Origin of the sequence: Chitinophaga rhizosphaerae (assembly GCF_003958645.1) — a bacterium.
GTDB classification, from domain to species: Bacteria; Bacteroidota; Bacteroidia; order Chitinophagales; family Chitinophagaceae; genus Chitinophaga; species Chitinophaga rhizosphaerae.
On sequence record NZ_RXLO01000004.1, the window covers coordinates 271,548 to 292,013 of the forward strand.

At 54.2% G+C, this 20,466-nt stretch carries 20 protein-coding genes; 10 read left to right on the forward strand and 10 right to left on the reverse strand.

Going from position 1 to position 20,466, the window contains the following annotated elements:
- The first annotated feature begins 13 nt into the window (after window positions 1–13).
- Together EJ361_RS11690 and EJ361_RS11695 are read left to right on the forward strand one after the other, a co-directional pair.
- Window positions 14–952 carry a DUF6263 family protein gene (locus EJ361_RS11690; RefSeq protein ID WP_126245801.1) on the forward strand — a complete coding sequence of 313 codons (939 nt, stop codon included), beginning with the start codon at window positions 14–16 and terminating at the stop codon, window positions 950–952.
- Window positions 952–1,287 carry a hypothetical protein gene (locus EJ361_RS11695; RefSeq protein ID WP_126245802.1) on the forward strand — a complete coding sequence of 112 codons (336 nt, stop codon included), beginning with the start codon at window positions 952–954 and terminating at the stop codon, window positions 1,285–1,287. The genes EJ361_RS11690 and EJ361_RS11695 overlap by 1 nt, the downstream gene beginning before the upstream one ends.
- 63 nt (window positions 1,288–1,350) lie before the next feature.
- Here the strand turns inward: EJ361_RS11695 and EJ361_RS11700 are convergent, their stop codons facing one another.
- Window positions 1,351–2,013: a sterol desaturase family protein gene (locus EJ361_RS11700; RefSeq protein WP_126245803.1), complete on the reverse strand. Its 663-nt coding sequence runs from the start codon at window positions 2,011–2,013 to the stop codon at window positions 1,351–1,353.
- Between the two features lie 66 nt (window positions 2,014–2,079).
- Window positions 2,080–4,014, reverse strand: a complete 1,935-nt coding sequence (locus EJ361_RS11705) for a serine hydrolase (protein WP_126245804.1) — start codon at window positions 4,012–4,014, stop codon at window positions 2,080–2,082.
- A gap of 56 nt (window positions 4,015–4,070) precedes the next feature.
- Here EJ361_RS11705 and EJ361_RS11710 point away from each other — a divergent pair, with 56 nt between their 5' ends.
- Both EJ361_RS11710 and EJ361_RS11715 read left to right on the forward strand, forming a co-directional pair.
- Window positions 4,071–5,087 (forward strand): fumarylacetoacetate hydrolase family protein, encoded by a 1,017-nt coding sequence (locus tag EJ361_RS11710; protein WP_126245805.1) that lies wholly within the window; start codon window positions 4,071–4,073, stop codon window positions 5,085–5,087.
- 9 nt (window positions 5,088–5,096) lie between these two features.
- Window positions 5,097–5,984, forward strand: a complete 888-nt coding sequence (locus EJ361_RS11715; protein WP_126245806.1) for a flavin reductase family protein — start codon at window positions 5,097–5,099, stop codon at window positions 5,982–5,984.
- 72 nt (window positions 5,985–6,056) lie between these two features.
- Here the strand turns inward: EJ361_RS11715 and EJ361_RS11720 are convergent, their stop codons facing one another.
- Window positions 6,057–6,794, reverse strand: a complete 738-nt coding sequence (locus tag EJ361_RS11720) for a DUF4197 domain-containing protein (protein ID WP_126245807.1) — start codon at window positions 6,792–6,794, stop codon at window positions 6,057–6,059.
- A 24-nt stretch (window positions 6,795–6,818) separates the two neighbouring features.
- Window positions 6,819–7,646 carry a universal stress protein gene (locus tag EJ361_RS11725; protein ID WP_126245808.1) on the reverse strand — a complete coding sequence of 276 codons (828 nt, stop codon included), beginning with the start codon at window positions 7,644–7,646 and terminating at the stop codon, window positions 6,819–6,821.
- A gap of 198 nt (window positions 7,647–7,844) precedes the next feature.
- On the opposite strand from EJ361_RS11725, the gene lysS reads away from it, so the two are divergent.
- The 3 genes from lysS (at window position 7,845) to EJ361_RS11740 (ending at window position 12,269) form a co-directional block, all read left to right on the forward strand.
- The gene (gene lysS, locus EJ361_RS11730; RefSeq protein WP_126245809.1) at window positions 7,845–9,383 is read left to right on the forward strand and encodes a lysine--tRNA ligase; all 1,539 of its coding nucleotides are present in this window, start codon (window positions 7,845–7,847) and stop codon (window positions 9,381–9,383) included.
- A 148-nt stretch (window positions 9,384–9,531) separates the two neighbouring features.
- A complete protein-coding gene (locus EJ361_RS11735) occupies window positions 9,532–9,912 on the forward strand; it encodes a DoxX family protein (RefSeq protein ID WP_126245810.1) in 381 nt (126 codons plus the stop codon).
- A 230-nt stretch (window positions 9,913–10,142) separates the two neighbouring features.
- The gene (locus EJ361_RS11740; protein WP_126245811.1) at window positions 10,143–12,269 is read left to right on the forward strand and encodes a S9 family peptidase; all 2,127 of its coding nucleotides are present in this window, start codon (window positions 10,143–10,145) and stop codon (window positions 12,267–12,269) included.
- 640 nt (window positions 12,270–12,909) lie between these two features.
- On the opposite strand, the gene EJ361_RS11745 is transcribed toward EJ361_RS11740, so the two are convergent.
- From EJ361_RS11745 to EJ361_RS11770, 6 genes are all read right to left on the reverse strand, one after another.
- A complete protein-coding gene (locus tag EJ361_RS11745; protein ID WP_126245812.1) occupies window positions 12,910–13,248 on the reverse strand; it encodes a tRNA-binding protein in 339 nt (112 codons plus the stop codon).
- 250 nt (window positions 13,249–13,498) lie between these two features.
- Complete coding sequence (locus EJ361_RS11750; protein ID WP_126245813.1) at window positions 13,499–14,488, reverse strand: potassium channel beta subunit family protein; 990 nt, start codon at window positions 14,486–14,488, stop codon at window positions 13,499–13,501.
- Window positions 14,489–14,689: 201 nt separating this feature from the next.
- A complete protein-coding gene (gene lptC, locus EJ361_RS11755; RefSeq protein WP_126245814.1) occupies window positions 14,690–15,244 on the reverse strand; it encodes an LPS export ABC transporter periplasmic protein LptC in 555 nt (184 codons plus the stop codon).
- Window positions 15,245–15,248: 4 nt separating this feature from the next.
- A complete protein-coding gene (locus EJ361_RS11760; protein WP_126245815.1) occupies window positions 15,249–16,559 on the reverse strand; it encodes a hypothetical protein in 1,311 nt (436 codons plus the stop codon).
- A complete protein-coding gene (locus EJ361_RS11765; protein WP_126245816.1) occupies window positions 16,540–17,283 on the reverse strand; it encodes a type III pantothenate kinase in 744 nt (247 codons plus the stop codon). The genes EJ361_RS11760 and EJ361_RS11765 overlap by 20 nt, the downstream gene beginning before the upstream one ends.
- 9 nt (window positions 17,284–17,292) lie before the next feature.
- Window positions 17,293–17,928, reverse strand: a complete 636-nt coding sequence (locus EJ361_RS11770; RefSeq protein WP_126245817.1) for an LON peptidase substrate-binding domain-containing protein — start codon at window positions 17,926–17,928, stop codon at window positions 17,293–17,295.
- Between the two features lie 96 nt (window positions 17,929–18,024).
- On the opposite strand from EJ361_RS11770, the gene meaB reads away from it, so the two are divergent.
- From meaB to EJ361_RS11785, 3 genes are all read left to right on the forward strand, one after another.
- Complete coding sequence (gene meaB / locus EJ361_RS11775) at window positions 18,025–18,924, forward strand: methylmalonyl Co-A mutase-associated GTPase MeaB (RefSeq protein WP_126245818.1); 900 nt, start codon at window positions 18,025–18,027, stop codon at window positions 18,922–18,924.
- Between the two features lie 174 nt (window positions 18,925–19,098).
- Entirely contained in the window at window positions 19,099–19,425 is a 327-nt protein-coding gene (locus tag EJ361_RS11780; protein WP_126245819.1) for a DMT family transporter, read from the forward strand.
- A gap of 426 nt (window positions 19,426–19,851) precedes the next feature.
- Entirely contained in the window at window positions 19,852–20,463 is a 612-nt protein-coding gene (locus EJ361_RS11785; RefSeq protein WP_126245820.1) for a MarR family winged helix-turn-helix transcriptional regulator, read from the forward strand.
- Window positions 20,464–20,466 lie beyond the last annotated feature (3 nt).

Below are 20,466 nucleotides of genomic sequence, written 5' to 3' on the forward strand. Positions count from 1 at the left end.
AAAGTACGAGATAATGAAGAAACTCACCGGACTGGTAGCGATGTGCTGCCTCGCTTTATCCCTCTCCGCGCAGGATTATGTGGAGCTGAACTACAACCTGAAGACGGGTAGCGAATTTACGCTCAGCCAGGAAAGCCGCAGTGAAACCTACATGACGGTACAGGAAGTGGTGCAACGGACAACCCGCGATTACAATAATAAAATGTCCATCAAAGTCACGGACGCCGCGCCCGGACGGTTCACCATGCATTGGTCGTACACCGATATCAAATTCAACTTCAACGCCAAAAACCAGAATATTTACGTAGACGCCAAAACCGACCATCCGGACGAGCCTCTCCAGGGCGCCCTCAAGCTCATGCTCAACCAGCCCTTTACCGTTGAGATCCAGGGCAATGGCACCATCAACAAGGTAGAAGGGCTCGACCAGCTCATGGAAAAAGCCGCAGAAGCTTTCGCCAAACTGAAATCGGACGAGCGCGACGCGTATAAAAAACTCCTGAAAGACCAGTTCGGCACAGACGCATTCCGCGGATGGCTGGAGCAGCTGCTCGTCATTTACCCCGTTCACGGCATCAAGAACGGCACGCAGTGGGAGGAAAGCGTTCCCCTGCGCGGGGGGCTCAAAGGCCGGGTAGACCTGTACTGGAACCTCCAGCATTGGGACGGGCAAACGGCCAAGGTCAACGCCGAAGGCAATATCAAGACCGACCGGGTTGAAACCTTCACCATTGAAGACGGCATCCAGGCCACGGCCGCCATCGAAGGGAAGCTCATCACCAATTACCTCATCCTCCGCGAAAGCGGATTCCCCAGCATCGCCGTGCAAAACACGGAAATGAACGGTAAATACGTCTATCTCGCCAATCGCAAAAAGCAATTGAAAAAAGACCTGACCGTGCCGGTAAAAATCGTGACGAACGCATCCTACAAGATCAAGCAGGTAAAATAATGGAACAAAAGTACCTGGAAGCCACAGGGTCCTGGCTGCAGGAAAACGCCGGCATCCGGCTGCCATCCGCATTTTCCCTCGAAGACCTGGAACAGGCCCTCGCGGCGCAGATCGAGATGCTGGTGGAAAGGGATTTCCAGCAATTCGTTTTGCTGCTCTACCAGGTGGATGTGTCGGAAAGAAAGGTGAAAGACATCCTCGCTTCGCAAAATTACCCGGACGTGTACCGCTCCATCGCCCGGCTGATCATCGACCGGCAAACCGAAAAGATCATTTCCCGCGAAACATACCGCCAGCCGCCCGATCCGCAGGCCAGCGAAGAAGAAAAATGGTAAACCGAATATAAACGCGAACGGCTCCGGAATCCCGGAGCCGTTCGGTATTTCAGTTGGATCGTGTTACTTCTCGAACATGAGCGATTTCACTTTGCCTTTATCTTCCTTCTCCTTTTCCAGGTCGAAGAAAGTCCCGAAAACGCGGTCCCAAAATGCGGAGCTCACCCCGAACCCTTTTTCTTCACTTTTGTAGTGATGCAGGTGATGATTGCGCCAGAGCGGCTTCATGAACCGGAACGGCGGGTTCCAGGCGTGAATGGCGTAATGCATGCTGCCGTACATCAGGTAGCCAAGCAGGAATCCGGGAAAAAACATGAACGTGTATTGCCGCAGGAAGATATACTGCGCCCCGAAGATCAGCGAGGCCAAAATCAGGCTGGGCACCGGCGGCATGAAGAGCCGCTGCTTGTCTCGCGGGTACTCGTGATGGTTACCATGCAGCACGTAAATGAACCGCGTCATCCGCGGACTGTCCGATATCATATGAAAAATGAACCGGTGCATGATATACTCGAAAAACGACCAGAAGAACACGGCTCCGAAAAATATCAACGCGATGCGGCCAATGCTGAAGCCTAACGTGTCGTAACTGTAAAACAGCGAATATCCGATCAACGGAAGGTACATCCCCCAGATCACGAGGGGGTGGGTTTTGGTCAGCATTTCCAGATACCGGCTTTCAAAAAGTCTTGCCTGTCCTTTATTCTTGATCTTCTCAAACTTCATGACTCCCAAATTTTAATTAAACCATTTAGTTAATCAGTAACAGGAGTAGGGAACTAAATGTTTTGGTTATTGTCTGGGCAACAACCGGGGCACAATTACCAATTCGTAATCTTTCAGCTGCAAATATCGGATCAATTTACGCAATTGAAAATAAAATTTATCGGGCCGCCGGGCGTCCGTTCCTGCGTGCAAAAGGAGCAAAAATCCGTCCAAACCACCCGGATGCCCGGCTTCATATTCCACGATGGACGCATAAATCCGGTTGCTGGAAACGTATGATCTACCCATTTCGGGGTAGGTATAATCTGCGTTGGAGCGGGTCCCGGGGGTAAAATTGACGAGTTGCATCCCCAGGTCGTGCGTCCACTGCACGATGGTATCATTGTACCATTCATACGGCGGCAGGAAGAAATGCGGTTCCGGAAGGCCCAGCCGCGCCATGGCGCGGAGGTTCATGTCGAGATCGGATTCGAACCGGGGCCGGGTAACGAGGAGACTGTCGCGCTTTTTCCAGTCGCAGTACAGCAGGTGCCGCCCGGAATGGGGGCCCAGGTAATTGCCGTCGGCCTGCAGGCGGCGGATCAGCGGCGCGAAGGCCGGATTTTCGTAAAATTCGCCCGTAAAAAAGAACGACCCCTTCACGCCCAGGCTTTTCAGCGTTTCCGCGATATGCATCCCGCCATCCGCAAACTCGTGTGCGGTAAACACGAGCGCCAGCCGCTTTTTCGTTGTATCCCCCCGCGTGACGGCTTTCGGTTTTTCGCCCAATCCGGACACGGATTCCCGGAATTTCGAGAGGTCCGGCCGGTGAAGGGGTGGATGTTCCAGCGTATAGTTGTACAGGATATCCCCCACTTCGCGGAAGAACGGGTACCCCACTTCCCCGTATTCATACTTACCATCGTTGAGCACCCCGTCGCGGTTCACGTAAATGTTGCCGGAAACCATGAATTCGACATTGTTCTTAAAGTCCGCGAAATACGCCACATCGGTCAGGTAGCCGTAGCTCCAGCCCGTTTTGTTGAATACGCGGATGTGGTCAGGGATTTTGCGGCGGCCGTCTTTGAAGCGGAAAAACTTGGTGTAGCTGTCGAAAAATTCGGTGGTGTCGTATCGCGGATGGTCGCTTTCGGAGGGCAGGGCCGCCATCCAGCGGTATAAAAACCGGTAATCTTCTTCCTGCAGATCGAATTTCCCTTTACCTGCGCTTTCCGGGAAGATCACGGAGCGGAGGAGGCGGTGCAGATCTTCGAGCGGGAAATAATTATGCTTTGTAAAATCCATGGGCGATAGAACGAGGCTATCGTTTTTATCCCAATGCGAATGGCCCACCAGCACCTGTTCACTGTAATCGAAAGGCGCCGGATTGTAAGCTGCCGGCTGATTGTAGATCATTTCGCCGTTTTGCGTGAAGCGTACGGGGTTGGTGTGGCGGTTCTCTTCTTCGCTCATGGGAACGAAGCGCCGAACAATGCGCACGTCTTTGTAACCCTTGGCCCGCAGCTGATCGTGGAGATACCCCTGGCCGAGGAATTCGTAGATCCGGTTATAGGCGTCGTTATCGGAGACGAGGAATATTTTCTTGATGTATTGGGCGATGGACGGGAGGCCGTTTGCGGCGGATGTGTCTGTCAGCACCGGGGTTTGCCCGCTCCACGCGCTGTCGGTGAGCATGGGCGTCCATTTCCAGATGCCCAGTTTCCGCAGTTTTTCCAGCGCCAGGAAGGCCAGCGGCATTTTGACGGTGGATGCGGGATTGAAATATTGATCGCGATCGGTCTGGAAATGCCAGTCGCGGAACTGCGGCCTGCCGGAAGCATCGCGGGTGATGGTGGTGAAGATCAGCTGAACGTGGAACGAGTCCGGATGCCCGAGCACATGCCGCAGTTGCGGGGAAGCGCGTTGGAACAGGAGATCGCGCAATGGCGCGTCTGTCCGGCCTTGCGCGGCCGCACTGCTGCAATAGCACAGCAAAAGGCAGAAAAGGAACGATCTTGGCATATCTTAAAGCTATAAAAATCCGATATATTTGGCGGCAGAACACCAAAACGTATTTCATGAAACTCGTTACCTATGTACGGGAAGACGTTGACCAGCTGGCCATGCTCGTGAACGGCACCCTGTACAATATGCAGGATCTCCATCCCGAATTGCCTTCCACAATGCATATGTTTTTGCAGATGTGGGAAGAGGTGATCGACCTGGCCAAAGCGATAGACGCCCGGCTGAAGGAAGGTCATTCCCCTCGCTCCAACATTCACGGCGTGCCTTTCGAAGGCGTGCAGCTCCTGGCGCCGGTACCTTTCCCGACCAGCTGCCGCGACGGTTACGCGTTCCGCCAGCATGTGGCCGCGGCACGGAGGAACCGGAAGGTAGACATGATCCCCGAGTTCGATCAATATCCCATCTTCTATTTCACCAATCACAACGCCATCCAGGGCCCCGGCGATATTTTCTGCATGCCCGACCATTTCGACAAACTCGATTTCGAGCTGGAAGCCGCCGTCGTGATCTGCAAGCGAGGCCGCAACATCTCCGCTGCGGAGGCAGATGATTATATCGGCGGATACATGATCATGAACGACATGAGCGCCCGCACCCTGCAGATGGAAGAAATGAAACTCAACCTCGGGCCCGCCAAGGGTAAGGATTTCAGCACCGTCATCGGCCCCATGCTCGTTACGCCCGATGAGTTGGAGCCTTACCTCATCCCCGCCAAAAACGGCCATACCGGCAACAACTTCAACCTCAAGATGCGCTGCCGCGTAAACGGCGTGCAGGTGAGCGAAGGCAATATGGGCGATATGGACTGGACGTTCGCGGAGATCATCGAGCGATGCGCGTACGGGGCAGACATCCTTCCCGGAGACGTGATCGGCAGCGGCACGGTGGGCACAGGCTGCTTCCTGGAGCTCAACGGCACCGGCAAGCTCAACGATCCCAATTACAAGGAACAATGGCTGCAACCCGGCGATGTGGTAGAAATGGAAATCGACGGATTAGGCATATTGACGAATACCATCGTGGCAGAAGAAACGGAATTTTCCATCCTGTCCTTAAAGAAAAATATTTAACCGCCCGGCATGAGAATAGATCCTTCGGAAGTCAAAACCTCCGTTTTGCACGCGTACCTCCTGGGTGCGGTGGCGCCGCGCCCGATTTGCTTCGCCAGCACGGTGGATGCAGACGGGCAGCCGAATTTAAGCCCGTTCAGCTTCTTCAACGTGTTCGGCTCCAACCCGCCCACGCTCGTGTTCTCACCTTCCCGCCGCGTGCGCGACAACACCGTCAAACACACCCTGGAAAACATTTACGCCACCCGCGAAGTGGTGATCAATGTCGTGAATTACGCCATGGTTCAGCAAACCTCGCTTTCCAGCTGCGAATATCCCCGCGGAACGGACGAGTTCGTGAAAGCCGGGTTCACCCCGCTGCCTTCCGAAAAAGTGAAACCTTTCCGCGTGGCGGAAAGCCCCGTCCAGATGGAATGTAAGGTGAGAGACATCATCGAGACCGGCACCGGTGGCGGCGCGGGCAACCTCGTCATCTGCGAGCCCGTTCTCCTCCACGTCAACGAAAACATTCTCGACAATTCCGGAAAAATCGATCCGCAGAAGATCGACCTCGTGGCGCGCATGGGCGCGGATTATTATTGCCGCGCCTCCGGCACCGCGGTGTTCGAAGTGGCGAAACCCAATACCCAACTCGGTATCGGCGTAGATGCGCTACCGCCGGCCATCCGCAACAGCCACATCCTCACCGGCAATAATCTGGGGCAACTGGGCAATGTGGAAACCCTCCCGCCGGTAGACCCCGCTTTTGCCGACGAGCACCTCACCAACATCATCCAGTATTTTTCCATCAATCCCGAAGAAATGGAAAAAGAACTGCACCGTTACGCCAAACAGCTCCTCGATTCCCGAAAGGTTGCCGAAGCCTGGCAGGTGCTCCTCGCAGGAAACCTACACTGACAAAGCATCTCCACAAACAGAAAGCGGTCCCGGCATTACCGGGACCGCTTTCTTTATCTGAAAATCCGTGATTTACGATTTACCGCCGAACACTTTTTTCAGCAGCTCGGAAGTGCGTGCCGCAGGATTGTTGCGGATCGCGGCCTCTTCCTTGCCGATCTGGTCGAACAGGGCGCTAACGGCCTTGTTGGTCACATATCCTTTCAGATCGGGATCGAGTTTGGTGAAGGAAGTGGGGAGGCTGTTGTATTTGGTGACGATATCGCCATAATACTTGGTAGCCATGGTCTGGTTCAGCGCCGAATCGATCACGGGCGAAAACGCAGCTACGAGGCTGGCGGTGGTTTTCTCCCTGAAGAAGTTGGTGGCGGAGTTTTGCCCGCCGGTAACGAGTTTCAGCGCGTCGGTGATGGTCATTTGCTTGATGGCGTTCACGAAGATCGGGGCGGCGAACCCTACGGCGTTTTCGGCGGAGCGGTTGATCTGGAGGATCGCTTTATCCACCAGGCTGCCCATTCCGATGCTGCGGAGCGCCTTTTCGGCTTTCAGCGCGTCGGGCGGGAGGAGCACTTTGTAGAGCTGGTTCCCGAAGAAACCGTCCTGTTTGTTGAGCAGGCCGATGCCTTTGAGGACGCCCTTCTCCAGCGCTTCCTTGATGCCGCCGGCGGCTTCGTTTTCAGTGACGTTGCTGCCGGTGGGCGAAGTGCTGCCGGAATTGAGGACATTGCCCACCTTCTTGAGGATCTGGGCATTGGCCGTGGTGTGGAGGACGAGGGCGCCCGCCGCGATAAGGATGGTACGTTTTAACATGATGCTGTTGTTTTGTACAGGGTGTCATTCGTGGATAGACAAAAGCGGAACATGCGTCTGGAACGCGATCCGCGAAGTATTGCTGCGTTTGAATATGCTGTCGAACAGGCCGTGCTTCTTCGGGATAATGAGCAGCAGGTCGGCCTGCAGCCCCTGTGCGAAATCCGTAACGGCTTCCGGCACGTTGGGCCGGTCGATGAAATGATATTGCGGGTTGTAGTCGTGCAGCATGTTGTCCAGTTCCTGGTTTTCTTCCGGGCGGATGTGTTCGCGGCCTTCTTTCTGGATGTTTACGACATGCAGTTCGGGCTTGAAGATATCGAGGAACCGGAGGAGCGGCTCGCGGCGGGTGGTTTTGGCCACTTTGCGGAGGTCGCAGGCGAACACGACTTTTTTAACGGGCTTGAAGGGAGATTCCGTGGGAACCACGATCACGGGGTACGCGGATGTTTTCACGACGTCGACGGTGTTGGAGCCGACGAGGATTTCTTCCAGCTGGCTGCCGCCGGTGATGCCCATTACGACAACGTCTGCCAGTTCTTCGCGGCAAACCTGGTCGATATTGGCGGCCAGGAGGTGATTATCTGCGCGGATATCGAGGGTGATATGGGCCGGGACCATCGGTTTGAGCTGGGCCTGCATGTTGCGGAGCCCTTCCATGCTGGATGCCCGGAGGTCGTCCATGTTTACGATGGGCACGGCGGTGGGAAGGTCCGGAATGGGGACGATCAGTTCGTAGGCGTGGTACAGCACGATGCGGGTGGCGCCTGTCTGGCCGGCGAGGCCGATGGCGTATCTGGCCGCATTGTAAGCCGTTTCCGAAAAATCCGTTGGTACGATGATGGTTTTCATGCCGGGTCAGTTTTAGCTGGTTTAAAGGTACGCAATAACCGCACCAATCGCTGACATGAAATCATAAATAAATTATAAAAACACACCATGCGGGGCCGTTGGGAAGGGATGCGGCAAATGCGGCCGAAATCGATTATTTTTGCGGTCTCGTAATGCCGGGGGATCGTTGTCCCCCACAAAACAGTACTAATCACGACAATGAGCGTAACTACCCAACAACAGCTTTCGGAACAGGAAATTATCCGTCGCGACAAGCTGAAAGAGCTGCAAAACCTGGGGATCGACCCGTATCCCGCCGCCGAATACCCGGTAAACGCGTATTCCACGGATATCAAGGCCGGTTATTCGGAAGAAACGAAGGACCAATACCAGGAAGTTTGCCTGGCTGGCCGTATTATGAGCACCCGCGACATGGGCAAGGCGAATTTCGCCGTACTGCAAGACAGCAAGGGTAGGATCCAACTGTATATAAAGCGGGACGATATTTGTCCCGGAGAAGATAAAACCCTGTACGACACCGTTTGGAAGAAACTGACCGACATCGGCGATTTCATCGGCGTGAAAGGCTACGCTTTCGTGACCAAAACCGGCGAAACTTCCGTGCATGTGAAGGAGCTCACCATCCTGGCGAAGGCGCTCCGCCCGCTGCCGGTGGTGAAAGTGAAAGACGGAGAGGCGTTCGACGAGGTGACCGATCCGGAATTCAAATACCGTCAGCGTTACGCCGACCTGGTGATCAACCCCGATGTGAAGGAAGTGTTTATCAAGCGCACCCGCCTGATGCAGACGATCCGGGATTTCTACAACGCCATGGGGTACCTGGAGGTGGAAACGCCCATCCTGCAAGCCATTCCCGGCGGAGCCGCCGCGCGCCCGTTCATCACGCACCACAATGCGCTCGATATGCCGCTGTACCTCCGCATCGCCAACGAACTGTACCTGAAAAGGCTCATCGTAGGCGGTTTCGAAGGCGTGTACGAATTCGCGAAAGATTTCCGGAACGAAGGGATGGACCGTACCCACAATCCCGAATTCACCGTAATGGAAATGTACGCCGCGTACAAGGACTATAACTGGATGATGGACACCACCGAGCAACTGCTCGAAAAAGTAGCCACGAACGTGAACGGCACTACGAAAGTAGCCGTGGGCGAGCGGGAGATCGACTTCAAAGCCCCCTATCCCCGCGTCCCCATCTACGAAGCCATCCGCCAGCACACCGGGTTCGACGTATCCGGAATGGACGAAGCCGGCATCCGCGAGGTTTGCAAACAACTCGGCCTCCACGCCGATCCCAACCACGGCAAAGGCAAACTGATCGACGAAATCTTCGGCGAGAAATGCGAGCACCACTACGTGCAACCCACTTTCATCACCGACTACCCCGTCGAAATGAGCCCCCTCACCAAGCGCCACCGCAGCAAAGCAGGCGTGGTAGAGCGTTTCGAGCTGATCTGCAACGGCAAGGAAATCGCCAACGCCTACTCCGAGCTCAACGACCCGATCGATCAGCGGCAGCGTTTCGAAGACCAGGTGGCCCTCATGGAACGCGGAGACGATGAAGCCATGTACATCGACTACGACTTCCTTCGCGCCCTCGAATACGGCATGCCCCCCACCTCCGGGATCGGTATCGGCATCGACCGTTTGACGATGCTCATGACCAACCAGCCGTCTATCCAGGACGTGCTGTTCTTCCCGCAGATGCGGCCGGAAAAGGTACAAACCGCCGAATAACGGAATGATTTTCAATAGCGAGCCCGGCACCTGTGGTGCCGGGCTCTTTTTTATTGTGGAAATCCCCCCAAAATGGGAAAGGGATGTCAGCAGGTGCGTTCGTTGAACAAAAGCCGGGCGGCATCGTTAAGTTGTAAACCCTTTGCTCATGCGTATCCATATACCCACGTTCGTAGCCGTAGTCGTATTCGCCCTTGTCTGGATTTTCTTCGGCATCGCCCATCTCGTTAATGCAAAAGCCCTCGGTCCGCTGGTGGCCCGCATTCCCGGAGGCGTTTTCTGGATCTATTTCACCGGGGCGGCCATGATCCTGGGAGGCGTCGCCATCATCCTCAACAAATGGGCGAAAACCGCCTGTTACCTGCTGGCGCTCATGCTTTTCATTTTCATCCTCGTCATCCACCTGCCATCACTCGTTCGCGGCGAGTTTGCCGCGCCCGTCAACATCCTCAAAGACCTGGGCTTCATCGCCGCATCCATCATCATCGGCAACATCCGGGACCATATCAGGCAACTGGGCCAGCTGTAGACATAACCGGCCCGTTGCCTGACGACCATATCCTATGAAAAACCATGCGGTAAGGTACGCGCCAGGCCCATGCCACTGCAGCTCCATTTCACGGACGCGCGGTTCTGCCGCATGACCGGTCGTTTTCTGTAAACCGCCGGTATAATTGATTGTCATAATTGATAATTGATCTTTATTTTCGCTCCGCTCCGGGATTTCCGGATTTGAACCTGTCAAAAATTATGAGAAATATGCATAAGTCCATTCCGGCATGGACAGCCGGCCTGTGCATCATGGCCGCTTTGCCAACTTTCGCCCAGGAGAAAAAAACCTTGAGTTTCGACCAGATCTTCACCAAACCCGTGTCTATCACCGAACCGCTGCCCGGCGTGAGAGGCTGGGCCGATAAGGCGCATTACATCGAAATGCGCAGCGGAAAACAGGTAGCTGTTGACGTGAAAACCGGCACCGCAACGCCTTACACACCGCCGCCCGCCACCGGGAGCACCGTGAGCGTGAAGGAAAACGACATCTTCCTCCAGCGGCCGGACGGCAGTGCGCCCATCCGCCTCACCACCACCGAAGCGGAAGAAAAGAACCCCACCCTTTCGCCCGACGAAAAATACGTGGCCTTCACGCGCAACAACAACCTGTTCGCCATCGAAATAGCCACACAGAAAGAAATCCAGTACACCACCGACGGGTCAGACGTTATCTACAACGGTTGGGCTTCCTGGGTGTATTATGAAGAAATCCTCGGCCGCCCGTCGCGCTACCGCGCTTTCTGGTGGAGCCCGGACAGCCGGAAGATCGCATTCATGCGGTTCGACGATTCCCGCGTGCCCGTATTCCCCATCTACAGCGAAAAAGGCCAGCACGGCTACCTCGAGAACACACGCTATCCCAAAGCCGGCGATCCCAACCCGGAAGTTCGCCTCGCCATCGTTCCCGTAACCGGCGGCAACATCACCTGGGCCGATTTCAACGAGAAAGACGACCAGTATTTCGGCCAGCCCTTCTGGACGCCCGACGGCAGCGCCCTCTGGGCCCAATGGATGCCCCGCGAACAGAACCAGCTTTTCCTCTACGCCATCGACTCCCAGACCGGGACCAAGAAAGTGGTGTACCAGGAACAGCAGAAAACCTGGATCGACTGGTTTACCGATATTTATTTCCTGTCTAACAGCAAAGGGTTCATCGTGAAAAGCGACCGTTCCGGCTGGGACCATCTTTACCTGCATAACATGGACGGCAGCCTGAATAAACAGCTGACATCCGGTAACTGGCGGGTGAAAGACCTGTTGCAGATCAACGAAAAGAAAGGCGCCATTTACTTTACGGCCCGAAAGGAAGCTACTACCCGGTACGACCTTTACAAAGCCGATTTGAAAGGCGGAGCGCCCCGGCGCCTCACTTTCGGTGAGTTCAGCCACGACGTGAAGCTGGCGCCCGGGGGCGACTGGTTCGTGACTACCTACAGCAACCTGAACACCCCTCCGCGGATGGCCCTCGTGTCTGACAAGGGCAAGGTAGCCCGCGAACTGGGGAACGCCCGCGGCGCAACATACGATAGCTACAAGCTCGCCTCCACCGAGCTGAAAACCTATAAAACCCGTGATGGCCTGGAACTGCCCATTACCATTATCTGGCCCTTCAACATGGAATCCGGGAAGAAATATCCCGTGCTGATCTCCATTTACGGCGGCCCGGACGCGGGAACGATCTACGATACCTACAGGCCCAATATGCCGGCGCAATGGTTTGCGCAGGAAGGCCTCATCCAGGTGGTGATCGACAACCGCGCGGCGGGGCACCTCGGCAAAGCGGGCATGAACTACATCCACCGCCAGCTCGGCAAATACGAGATCGAAGACTATATGGACGCCGCCCGCTGGCTGGCCTCCCAGCCCGGTGTGGACGCTTCCCGCATGGGCATTACCGGCGGCAGCTTCGGCGGATATATGACCTGTATGGCGCTGACCTATGGCGCAGACGTGTTCACCCACGGCATCGCGAATTTCAGCGTAACCGACTGGCATCTGTACGACAGCCACTATACCGAACGGTATATGGACCTGCCGAAAGACAATAAAGAAGGCTACAAGATAACTTCCGTAATGACCCATGCCGGGAAGTACAAAGGTTTGCTGCGGGTGGTGCATGGTACGATGGACGATAACGTGCATTTGCAGAACTCGGTCCAGCTGGTGGATAAGTTCGAAGATCTCGGGAAGCATTTCGAATTTATGGTGTATCCTGGCGAACGTCATGGCTGGGGCGGACCGAAAGCGATGCATTCCCGCAACGAAAACTACCGTTTCTATTACCAAAACCTGCTGCAAAAGCCGCTGCCCGATTTTTTCAAGGGCAAGAATTGATGCGCGGGCGATAAACGCACGAAAAAGGGCCGTCTCGTTTACCGGGACGGCCCTTTTACTTTATATGCCGTAAACGGGGAAAACATAGTTGTTTGTCCGTTAGCGAATGTTCAAGATGAAAAATGGAAATAGGAAGAAAGGAATGGGTGCGTTGAGGTAGGGGCAAAAAAACAGGGCTGCAAGAATACAGCCCCGAAAAATTTTAACCATATCTTTATTGAAAAACCTGTTACAAATTTCCATAATTTAGAAACAACTCCAATCTGCAAACTAGCGAACGCTATATTTTTTCCGGTAAACGTATAGAAAATCCCCCTGAACGATGAGAGCAGTGAGCGAAAAACCGCCTGCAAAGGGACGGCGCCGTATACTATGAGCATACCAATCAGTGATTATTAATATATGATGTTATAACGGCGAATTAGGCGGGAATGGCGCGTGGGGAAAAGAAAAAAGGCGGTAAGAATACCGCCCTTGTAATAATTTTAACCATATCCTATGAAAAACCTAAGTCAAAGATAAGGCGGTTCTTTACCATCGCAAGTTCATTTCCGTGAACGCATGGTTTTTGTTCGTGAAGCGCGAAAAACCGTCTTTTTCTTATCATATTATTAATTTTATCATATTAACAATATTGTTACTATGCAATCCTGTGGCCATTCTTGACAGGGCGGTCTGGCTGCAGCAGTACAATTTCCTTCTCATCGCCCACAACGCCCAGCACGAGGCATTCCGAGAAGAAATTGGCGATCTGTTTTACGGGGAAATTTACGACGGCTACCACCTGTTTCCCGACAAGTTCATCTGGCTGGTAGAGGACGGTAATTTGAGCGGAGGATTTGCGGACCCCGATTGCAGGGCCAAAGTCGACTTCGAGCTGGTAAGCGGGATTACGCGCTTTCTCGAAAACTTTTGCGGAGAGGACGGTGCCCACGTGTATATGCACCTTTTCGAAATCATTCCAGGTGATGGTTTCCATGATTTGAAATTTGAAGAATGGGTTGAATGACTAAAAAAGGGAAGTTAACGGCTTTGGGGCGGAATCAAAAAAAATTGGGCGGTAAGAATACCGCCCACAATATTTTTAACCATATCCTATGAAAAACCAATACAAATATACTGGAGTCCCTCATTGCAGGATATGGCATTTCGTAAACGCAAGATTTTGCCTCGTGAACGTATGGAAATAATGTCTATTAACATCAATTTAACGCACTCCCGATCACCCATTAATGCCTGATGGCCATCGGGGCATTTTCCATGATGGCGTCGATTTCTTTCATGATTTCGGGCGTAAGTTGCTGATATACATCGATTGCCTTGAGGGTTTCGGTCAGTTGCGCCTCTTTCGTGGCTCCCAGGATGGTGCTCGACACGTTCGGGTTGCGGATCGTCCAGGCCACGGCGAACGTAGCCAGGCTGGTCCCCAGCGCTTTAGCCACCTTTTCCAGCTTCACCACCTTGGCGATGTTCGCCTCCAGCAGGTTGCGGTTCCGCAGCCATTCGTAGCCCTCCAGGCTGAGCCGGGAGCCCTCGGGCACCCCGTTGTTGTATTTCCCGGTCAGTATCCCTGACGCCAGCGGACTAAAAATCGTTGTCCCGAGCCCCACACCGCTGAAAACCGGCAGGTATTCCAGCTCGAGTTTTTCGCGGCGGAACAGGTTGTATTCCGGTTGCTCCACTACCGGCGCGATGAGATTGTACTGTCGCGCTATCATGTGCGCTTCCATGATCTCGGCGGCTGTCCACTCCGACGTGCCCCAATAGAGGATTTTCCCCTGCTGGATGAGGTTGGTCATCGTCCACACCACTTCCTCGATGGGCACGTTCCGGTCTGGCCGGTGGCAGTAATACAGATCGAGGTAATCGAGCTGCATGCGCTGCAGGGCTTCGTGGCAGGCTTCCATGAGGTGCTTGCGGCTCAGGCCGGTCTGGTTGGGCTTGTTATTGGCCCCGCGCCAGCCGAAAAACGCCTTGCTCGACACGATGATCGACGTCCGGTCCCAGTTCTTGTTCTTTAATACACGGCCCATCATTTTTTCGGATTCGCCGAGCGCGTACACTTCCGCGTTGTCGAAGAAGTTGATGCCGTTATCATACGCCAGCCCCATAAGGCGGTCGCCGGCGGAATCATCTACCTGGCCATGGAAGGTAACCCAGCTGCCGAAAGACAGTGCGCTGATCTGGAGGCCGGATTTGCCTAGTCTTCTGTATTCCATATTGAAAGATTTTAACGGTTTTTCTTGAGGGGGTTAAAATAATACTTTGGCATGGTTGTTGGATCAATTGGCGCAGGAAATTTTAGGTTAAAAATAGCGTTTGATCTTTCCAGATCGCACACAAACAAACAATTAGGTTAAAGCAAAAGAACCCGGTCGCCTGACCGGGTTCTTTTGTTAGGGTATCTTTCAAAACTTCGTTTATTCGAGGATGAAGGAGCTGTCTTGCGGAACGAACGTCCCGTTTGCCTTCATAAACTCCGTCCGCGACAGGTCTTGCGTAGCACGGATGCCGCTCGCATAGATCGTATCGGTGATGGTGGAGATGCGGCAGAACCGGTCTGTCATGAACATCGCCGTTTTGGAATCGAAGCGGAGATCCTTGCAATCGAGCCGCTGTGCGGTGGTGAGACTGATGAACACGACGGAATCGCGGAGATAGATGTCGTTCGTTCCTTCGTCCAGCCGTCCGAAATTAGCCGTCAGGATGCTTTCCTTCCTTCCCACGCTATCGTAGAATATTACCTGCAACCCTTTCGGGAAATCGGTGTGAGGCGGGTGTGTCACGTAGCGTTCCATGTATTTGCTGGTGAGCACGCCTTTTACGGTGGCCGACTGGCTGAGAATGGTTTCTACGTCGAACGCCTGCTCTACGCCGAGTTTCTTGGTATCGAAGGCGGCTACGGCGTTCATATCGTTTTCACAGCCGCTGAAGGCGATGATCGCGAGGGTTCCGTATGCGAGTAAGCGTTTCAAGCGGTTAGTCGTATTTGGCTTTGAGGAACCAGCGGTCGCTGAGGGTAAAGCCGATGGTCAGGCGATAAAACGTTTCGCGGAGCTGGTCCACGTTTCCGCGGGAGCCCACTTCGAAAGCGGCGTTGATCATCGTGAACTGGTTCATGGCGGGCATGATCCTCCTGACCGGGAAACCTGCGCCAATGGAGAACCCGAGGGTGTTCATGTCCATCCCTGCCAGTTTCACGTTGTCTTTACCGAAGTATCCGCCGAGGCGATACGTTACTTTGTTCCAGTATCCGGAGAAAGATTGTGCATTGGGGACGAATTGGCCGCCGAAGGCCATGCGCCAGCTGTCTTGCGTGGAATCTATCGCGCCGTAGTTCCTGAAATTGCTCCATTTGGAAGTCGTGTAATCGATGCCGAAGGAGAATTTATCGGTTTTGGACAGCATGATGCCGCCGCCGATGGACTGGGGATAGATGATATCGCCACGGTCGCCGCTGGTGTATTTCACGGTATCGCGGGTATCGTATTCCTGGGAAGACGCGTCGTACAGGAGGGTTTCCTGGAGGCGTTCGCGTTTGGCGGAAAGTTTCTGTTCGAGGTTGCCGCTGACGCCGAGCTGGAGGTTCAGGTCTTTCCCGAGCTTGATGCTTTGCTGGAGGCCCAGGGTGTAGAAGAAGGAACCGTAGCTCGTGCGCTTCATGTCCCTTGACGGTACGATGGCGCTTTGCGGGTCGTCCACGTTAGAGGGGAAGAGGACTTTGGTGCTGTTGGTAACGTTTCCGAAGATGTACCCTACGTTCACACCAACGCTGAATCCGCCGAAACCGATACCGGAGCCTACATAGGCCTGGTAAATGCCGCCGCTGCCTTCGAACTGGTTAACGGAAGCTACTTTCAGGGTGTCGAAGAAAATTCTGTCTTCCGGAACGCCGATGTTGTAGGAAACTTTGGTAAGCGGGCGGATCCCGAGGTTGAGGCCCCATTTCGGGCCGAGCGGCATGCCCAGCTGGAGGTAGCTCAATGTTCCATACCCGGCGCTGGACGCCGCGTCTCTCGAAGTGAGCCGGCGGGCGCCGCCGTGAACGCCCACGTCGAACGTTACAAGCTGCAGGCGGGAGTAACTGGCGGGATTGACGAAGTTGATGGACTGGGCATCGCCATATGCCTGTGCCACGCCTCCCATGCCGAGGTTGACTGCGTTCTCGGAACGCGAAATCTCGCCAAGGCCGAATCGGGAGTACGGTGAATTATCCTGGGCGTCAGCATTTTTTGCCGATAGCACTGCTACGCCTAACAGGCAAAAGAAGCTAGCTTTTGTCCAATACATTGAGTTCAGCGATTGATTTTAAACCTTTATACATTAAATACGGGCTTGCAAATATCTTATTTTTAAGGCGGGAAGCAAAAAATTCCAAATTCCCCCCTGTTAAAAGCGCGTTAAAGTTCCCGTACCTGGCGGCATACCGCGAAATCATACCGTCTACCTCCGCCAGCGCGCCTTCCAGCACGCCGCTGAGGATACTTTGACGGGTATTATATCCAATAAAACTATAATGCGCTTCGGCGGGAACGAGCGGCAATTTATCCGTAAAAGCGTGGAGGGCGCGGAACCGCATGTCGATCCCCGGGCTGATGCCTCCCCCCAGAAATTCGCCCCGTTTGTTGATGAAATTGTAAGTGATGGCCGAACCGGTACCGATCACGAGGGTATGCTGGCCGGGAAACATTTCCCAGGCCCCTGCGGCCAGCGCGATCCGGTCTACGCCCAGGGTTTCGGGCTTTTCGTACACGATCTGCACAGGCATCGGCGTATCGTATCGCAGGCGGATGAAGCGGGTTTCGCCCTGCAGCAGCGTTTCCAGCGCCGCCGGATGTTCTATCACCGACGACAGCACCGCCGCGCGGGGGCGCCGCTCTTTCAGCAGTTTTTCCACTTCCGGCAACAATGTTTCTTCGCTGAAAAACCGCTCTTCCTGCAGTTCTCCGCCTTGCATAATGCCACACTTCAACCGGGTATTGCCCAGGTCGAAACAAAAAATCGGGCCGATCATGGCGCCAAGTTAAAAATTATCTACGGATAAATCCCGGAAGTGACCGTTCAGTTTCACCCGGTCTTTGAGCCGCTCCATCTCCATCATGAGGGGAATAACCTTGTTGAGATGGCGTTTGAGGTACTCCAGGCGCTGCATTTCCTGGAAAAGGTGCAGCATTTCGTATTCTTCTTCCAACGAAAGCCCGGCATGGTGTGCGATGTCGTATGCCCGCAACCGGTGGTCTTCTACCGGGAACTGCTTGGAGACCTGCAGGATATGGTGCAGCTCGCGCACCGCCGCCAGCACCTGTTCGCGGAGCGTATCGCTCGTTCGGTCGTGATTGTCCGGGTAATTGACGATGGCGCCGGCATACAGTTTTTCGGGTACTTCGCGGATGATCTCGAGGATGCGGAACACTTTGATACCGCGGGTCCGCACGTCCATCTCTCCATTGTCGTACGTTTTTTCCACCCGCGCAATTTCCACGAGGGTACCGTATTCGTTCACTTTCTGGTCGATCACGGCGGGGATGCCGAAGGGTTTTCCTTCGCGGAAGCATTCTTCCGCCAGCTGTTTGTACCGCGGTTCAAAAACATGCAGGTTGAGCATTTCGCCGGGATAAACGACGATGCCGAGGGGAAATATGGGTATGAAGTTCGTCATGTTCGGGCGTAGGTTCTTCGTTGTTTTAAGTTACGAATTTTGAGCGAAAAATAATGGCGGTTTGGCTTCGCGAAAAATCCTCGATACATTTGTTGCATGTCTGCGTTACTTGACCGGCTCCTATCGGGAGACGTGAGAGCCCTGGCCCGGAGCATCTCCCTGGTGGAGAACGAAGCCCCGGGATACGAACAGCTGCTGGAGTCGCTCCCGGCGCGCGCAGGCACCCGCGTGGTCGGCATCACGGGGCCTCCCGGCGCCGGCAAAAGCACGCTGGTGAACGCCCTCATCTCCGCCATCCTCCGTCGCAAACAACGTGTAGCCGTCATCGCGGTAGACCCTTCCTCGCCCTTCAACTTCGGCGCTTTGCTCGGCGATCGGATCCGCATGGCTAACCACTTTTCCGACCCCGACGTATACATCCGCTCCATGGCGAGCCGCGGCGCATTGGGCGGCCTCAGCCCGAAGATCCTGGAAGTAGCGGATATCATCAAGGCCGCGGGGTACGATTACCTGTTCATCGAAACGGTGGGCGTGGGGCAGAGCGAAGTGGAGATCGCCGGCATCGCGGACACGACCGTAGTGGTGGTGGTGCCCGAGGCCGGAGACGAGATCCAGACCATGAAAGCCGGGCTCATGGAGATCGCGGCGATTTTCGCGGTGAACAAGGCAGACCGTCCGAAGGCAGACGAATTTGTCCGCAACCTGCGGCTGCTGGCGCATTCGCGCGCAACGGCCGGATGGGAAACGCCCGTGATCAAAACAGTAGCGCTGCGCGGCGAAGGGGTCGACGAGCTCGTGAAAGCGCTCGATGCCCATCGCGATCACATCCATGACAACGCCGGCCGCAAATCTTTGCTGCTGGCTGAAAAAGCCTGGCAACTTATCCAGTATAAAAGGATGCGGCCGGTGGACAGGCAGGCCTTGCTCGCGGAGATCCGCGCGCAGATGGACGCGCCGGGGTTCAACCTCTACCGCATCGTTCGGCGCTATAGCTGAAAAATCCTATCTTTGCCGCAATTAACGTAAGCGCAGCGATGTTTACCCAAACGAGAGTTTTCCGTCTTTTCTTCACTTACGCCGTGTTCAACTACGGCGGTTGATGCTGCGCGCAACCCTTTCTCATCAACATTTTCGACATATTTCTGATCATCTAAAACAAAAGCTTTTGTTATGGCTTGGTTATTCCTTTTGCTGGGCGGTCTGTTCGAGATCGGCTTTACCATTTCGCTGAAGTATTCAGAGAATTTTTCGAAGCTCTGGCCTTCGGTTTCTTTCGTGGTTTGTATTTCGCTGAGCTTTTTCCTGCTCAATAAAGCGATCAACGGCGGTTTGCCGATCGGTACCGCATATGCAGTGTGGACGGGCATCGGCGCCGCAGGAACCGCTATTGCGGGGATGTTGTTCTTCAAGGAGCCTGCTACCGCGATGCGGCTGGTATTCCTCGTTATGCTGATCGGCTCCATCATCGGGTTGAAATTCGTATCCGACGCACATTAATCGAAGAGGCCTGTGGGCCTCTTTTTTTGTCGAGAATTGCTGGTGATTAGGTTGTAAATTGGAAATGCATCACACACACGTTGCATCGGCCACCGGGCAGGAGGCCGGAAAAATTTCCCAGGGGAACTATGTTGTAGCATTCGCCACCACGGCTTCGGGTAAGTTTTTTTTCAGCCAGATAGATATATCAAATTAAGCAGATGCAATTTTGCTGAAGGGTGACCGCGGCGGGTGCGGAACGAAATACCCCATCACCGGGCGTATTACACAATTTTGTTTGCCTCACTCCGTTTATCAAAAAGCCTGTGAATCACCATGAAAGTGTGATATTCACGGTTCAAATCTTTCGTACATTACGCCCCCCGTGCAAACCCGTTAGAAGAAACAATTAGGAACAAGCAAAACTACTGCGTTACAAACAACACCATGCGAAAGGAATCTACCTTCAACCCGGAGCATCAGGCCACCAATACCGCCAGTAAAGTGGTCGCCGCACTGGAAAGACTCTCAGAAGCTTTCCGTGTATTGCTTTGGCAGGAAGCGAAACAGTACGGGATCAGTCCAATTCAGGTCCAAATCCTGACCTATCTTCTTCATTACCCGGAAAAGCTTAAAACCGTCACTCACCTCGCCGCGCATTTCAACATGACGAAGGCAACCATCAGTGATGCGATCAAGTCTATCGAGTCCAAGGGTTTTGTAAGAAGGAAAGAAGATAAAGAAGACAGCCGCAGCCATACCCTGCATTTGACCCGCGAAGGCAAAACGGTTGCCCGCCGGGTTGAGCGGTTTGCGGAACCGATGCAGGAGTCTGTGGAAGATATGTCTGCCGAAAAACAGGCGGGTATGCTGGAACAGTTGCTGGGCCTTATCCAGGACCTCAACCGTAACCTCATTATCACGCCGCAGCGGATGTGCTACAACTGCAGGTTCTACGAAAAGAAAGGGAAGTTACATTATTGCCACCTCGTGAATGCCATTCTGAAGGCGGCGGATCTACGGGTAGATTGCCCGGAATTCAGGAAACCAGCCATCTAGGGG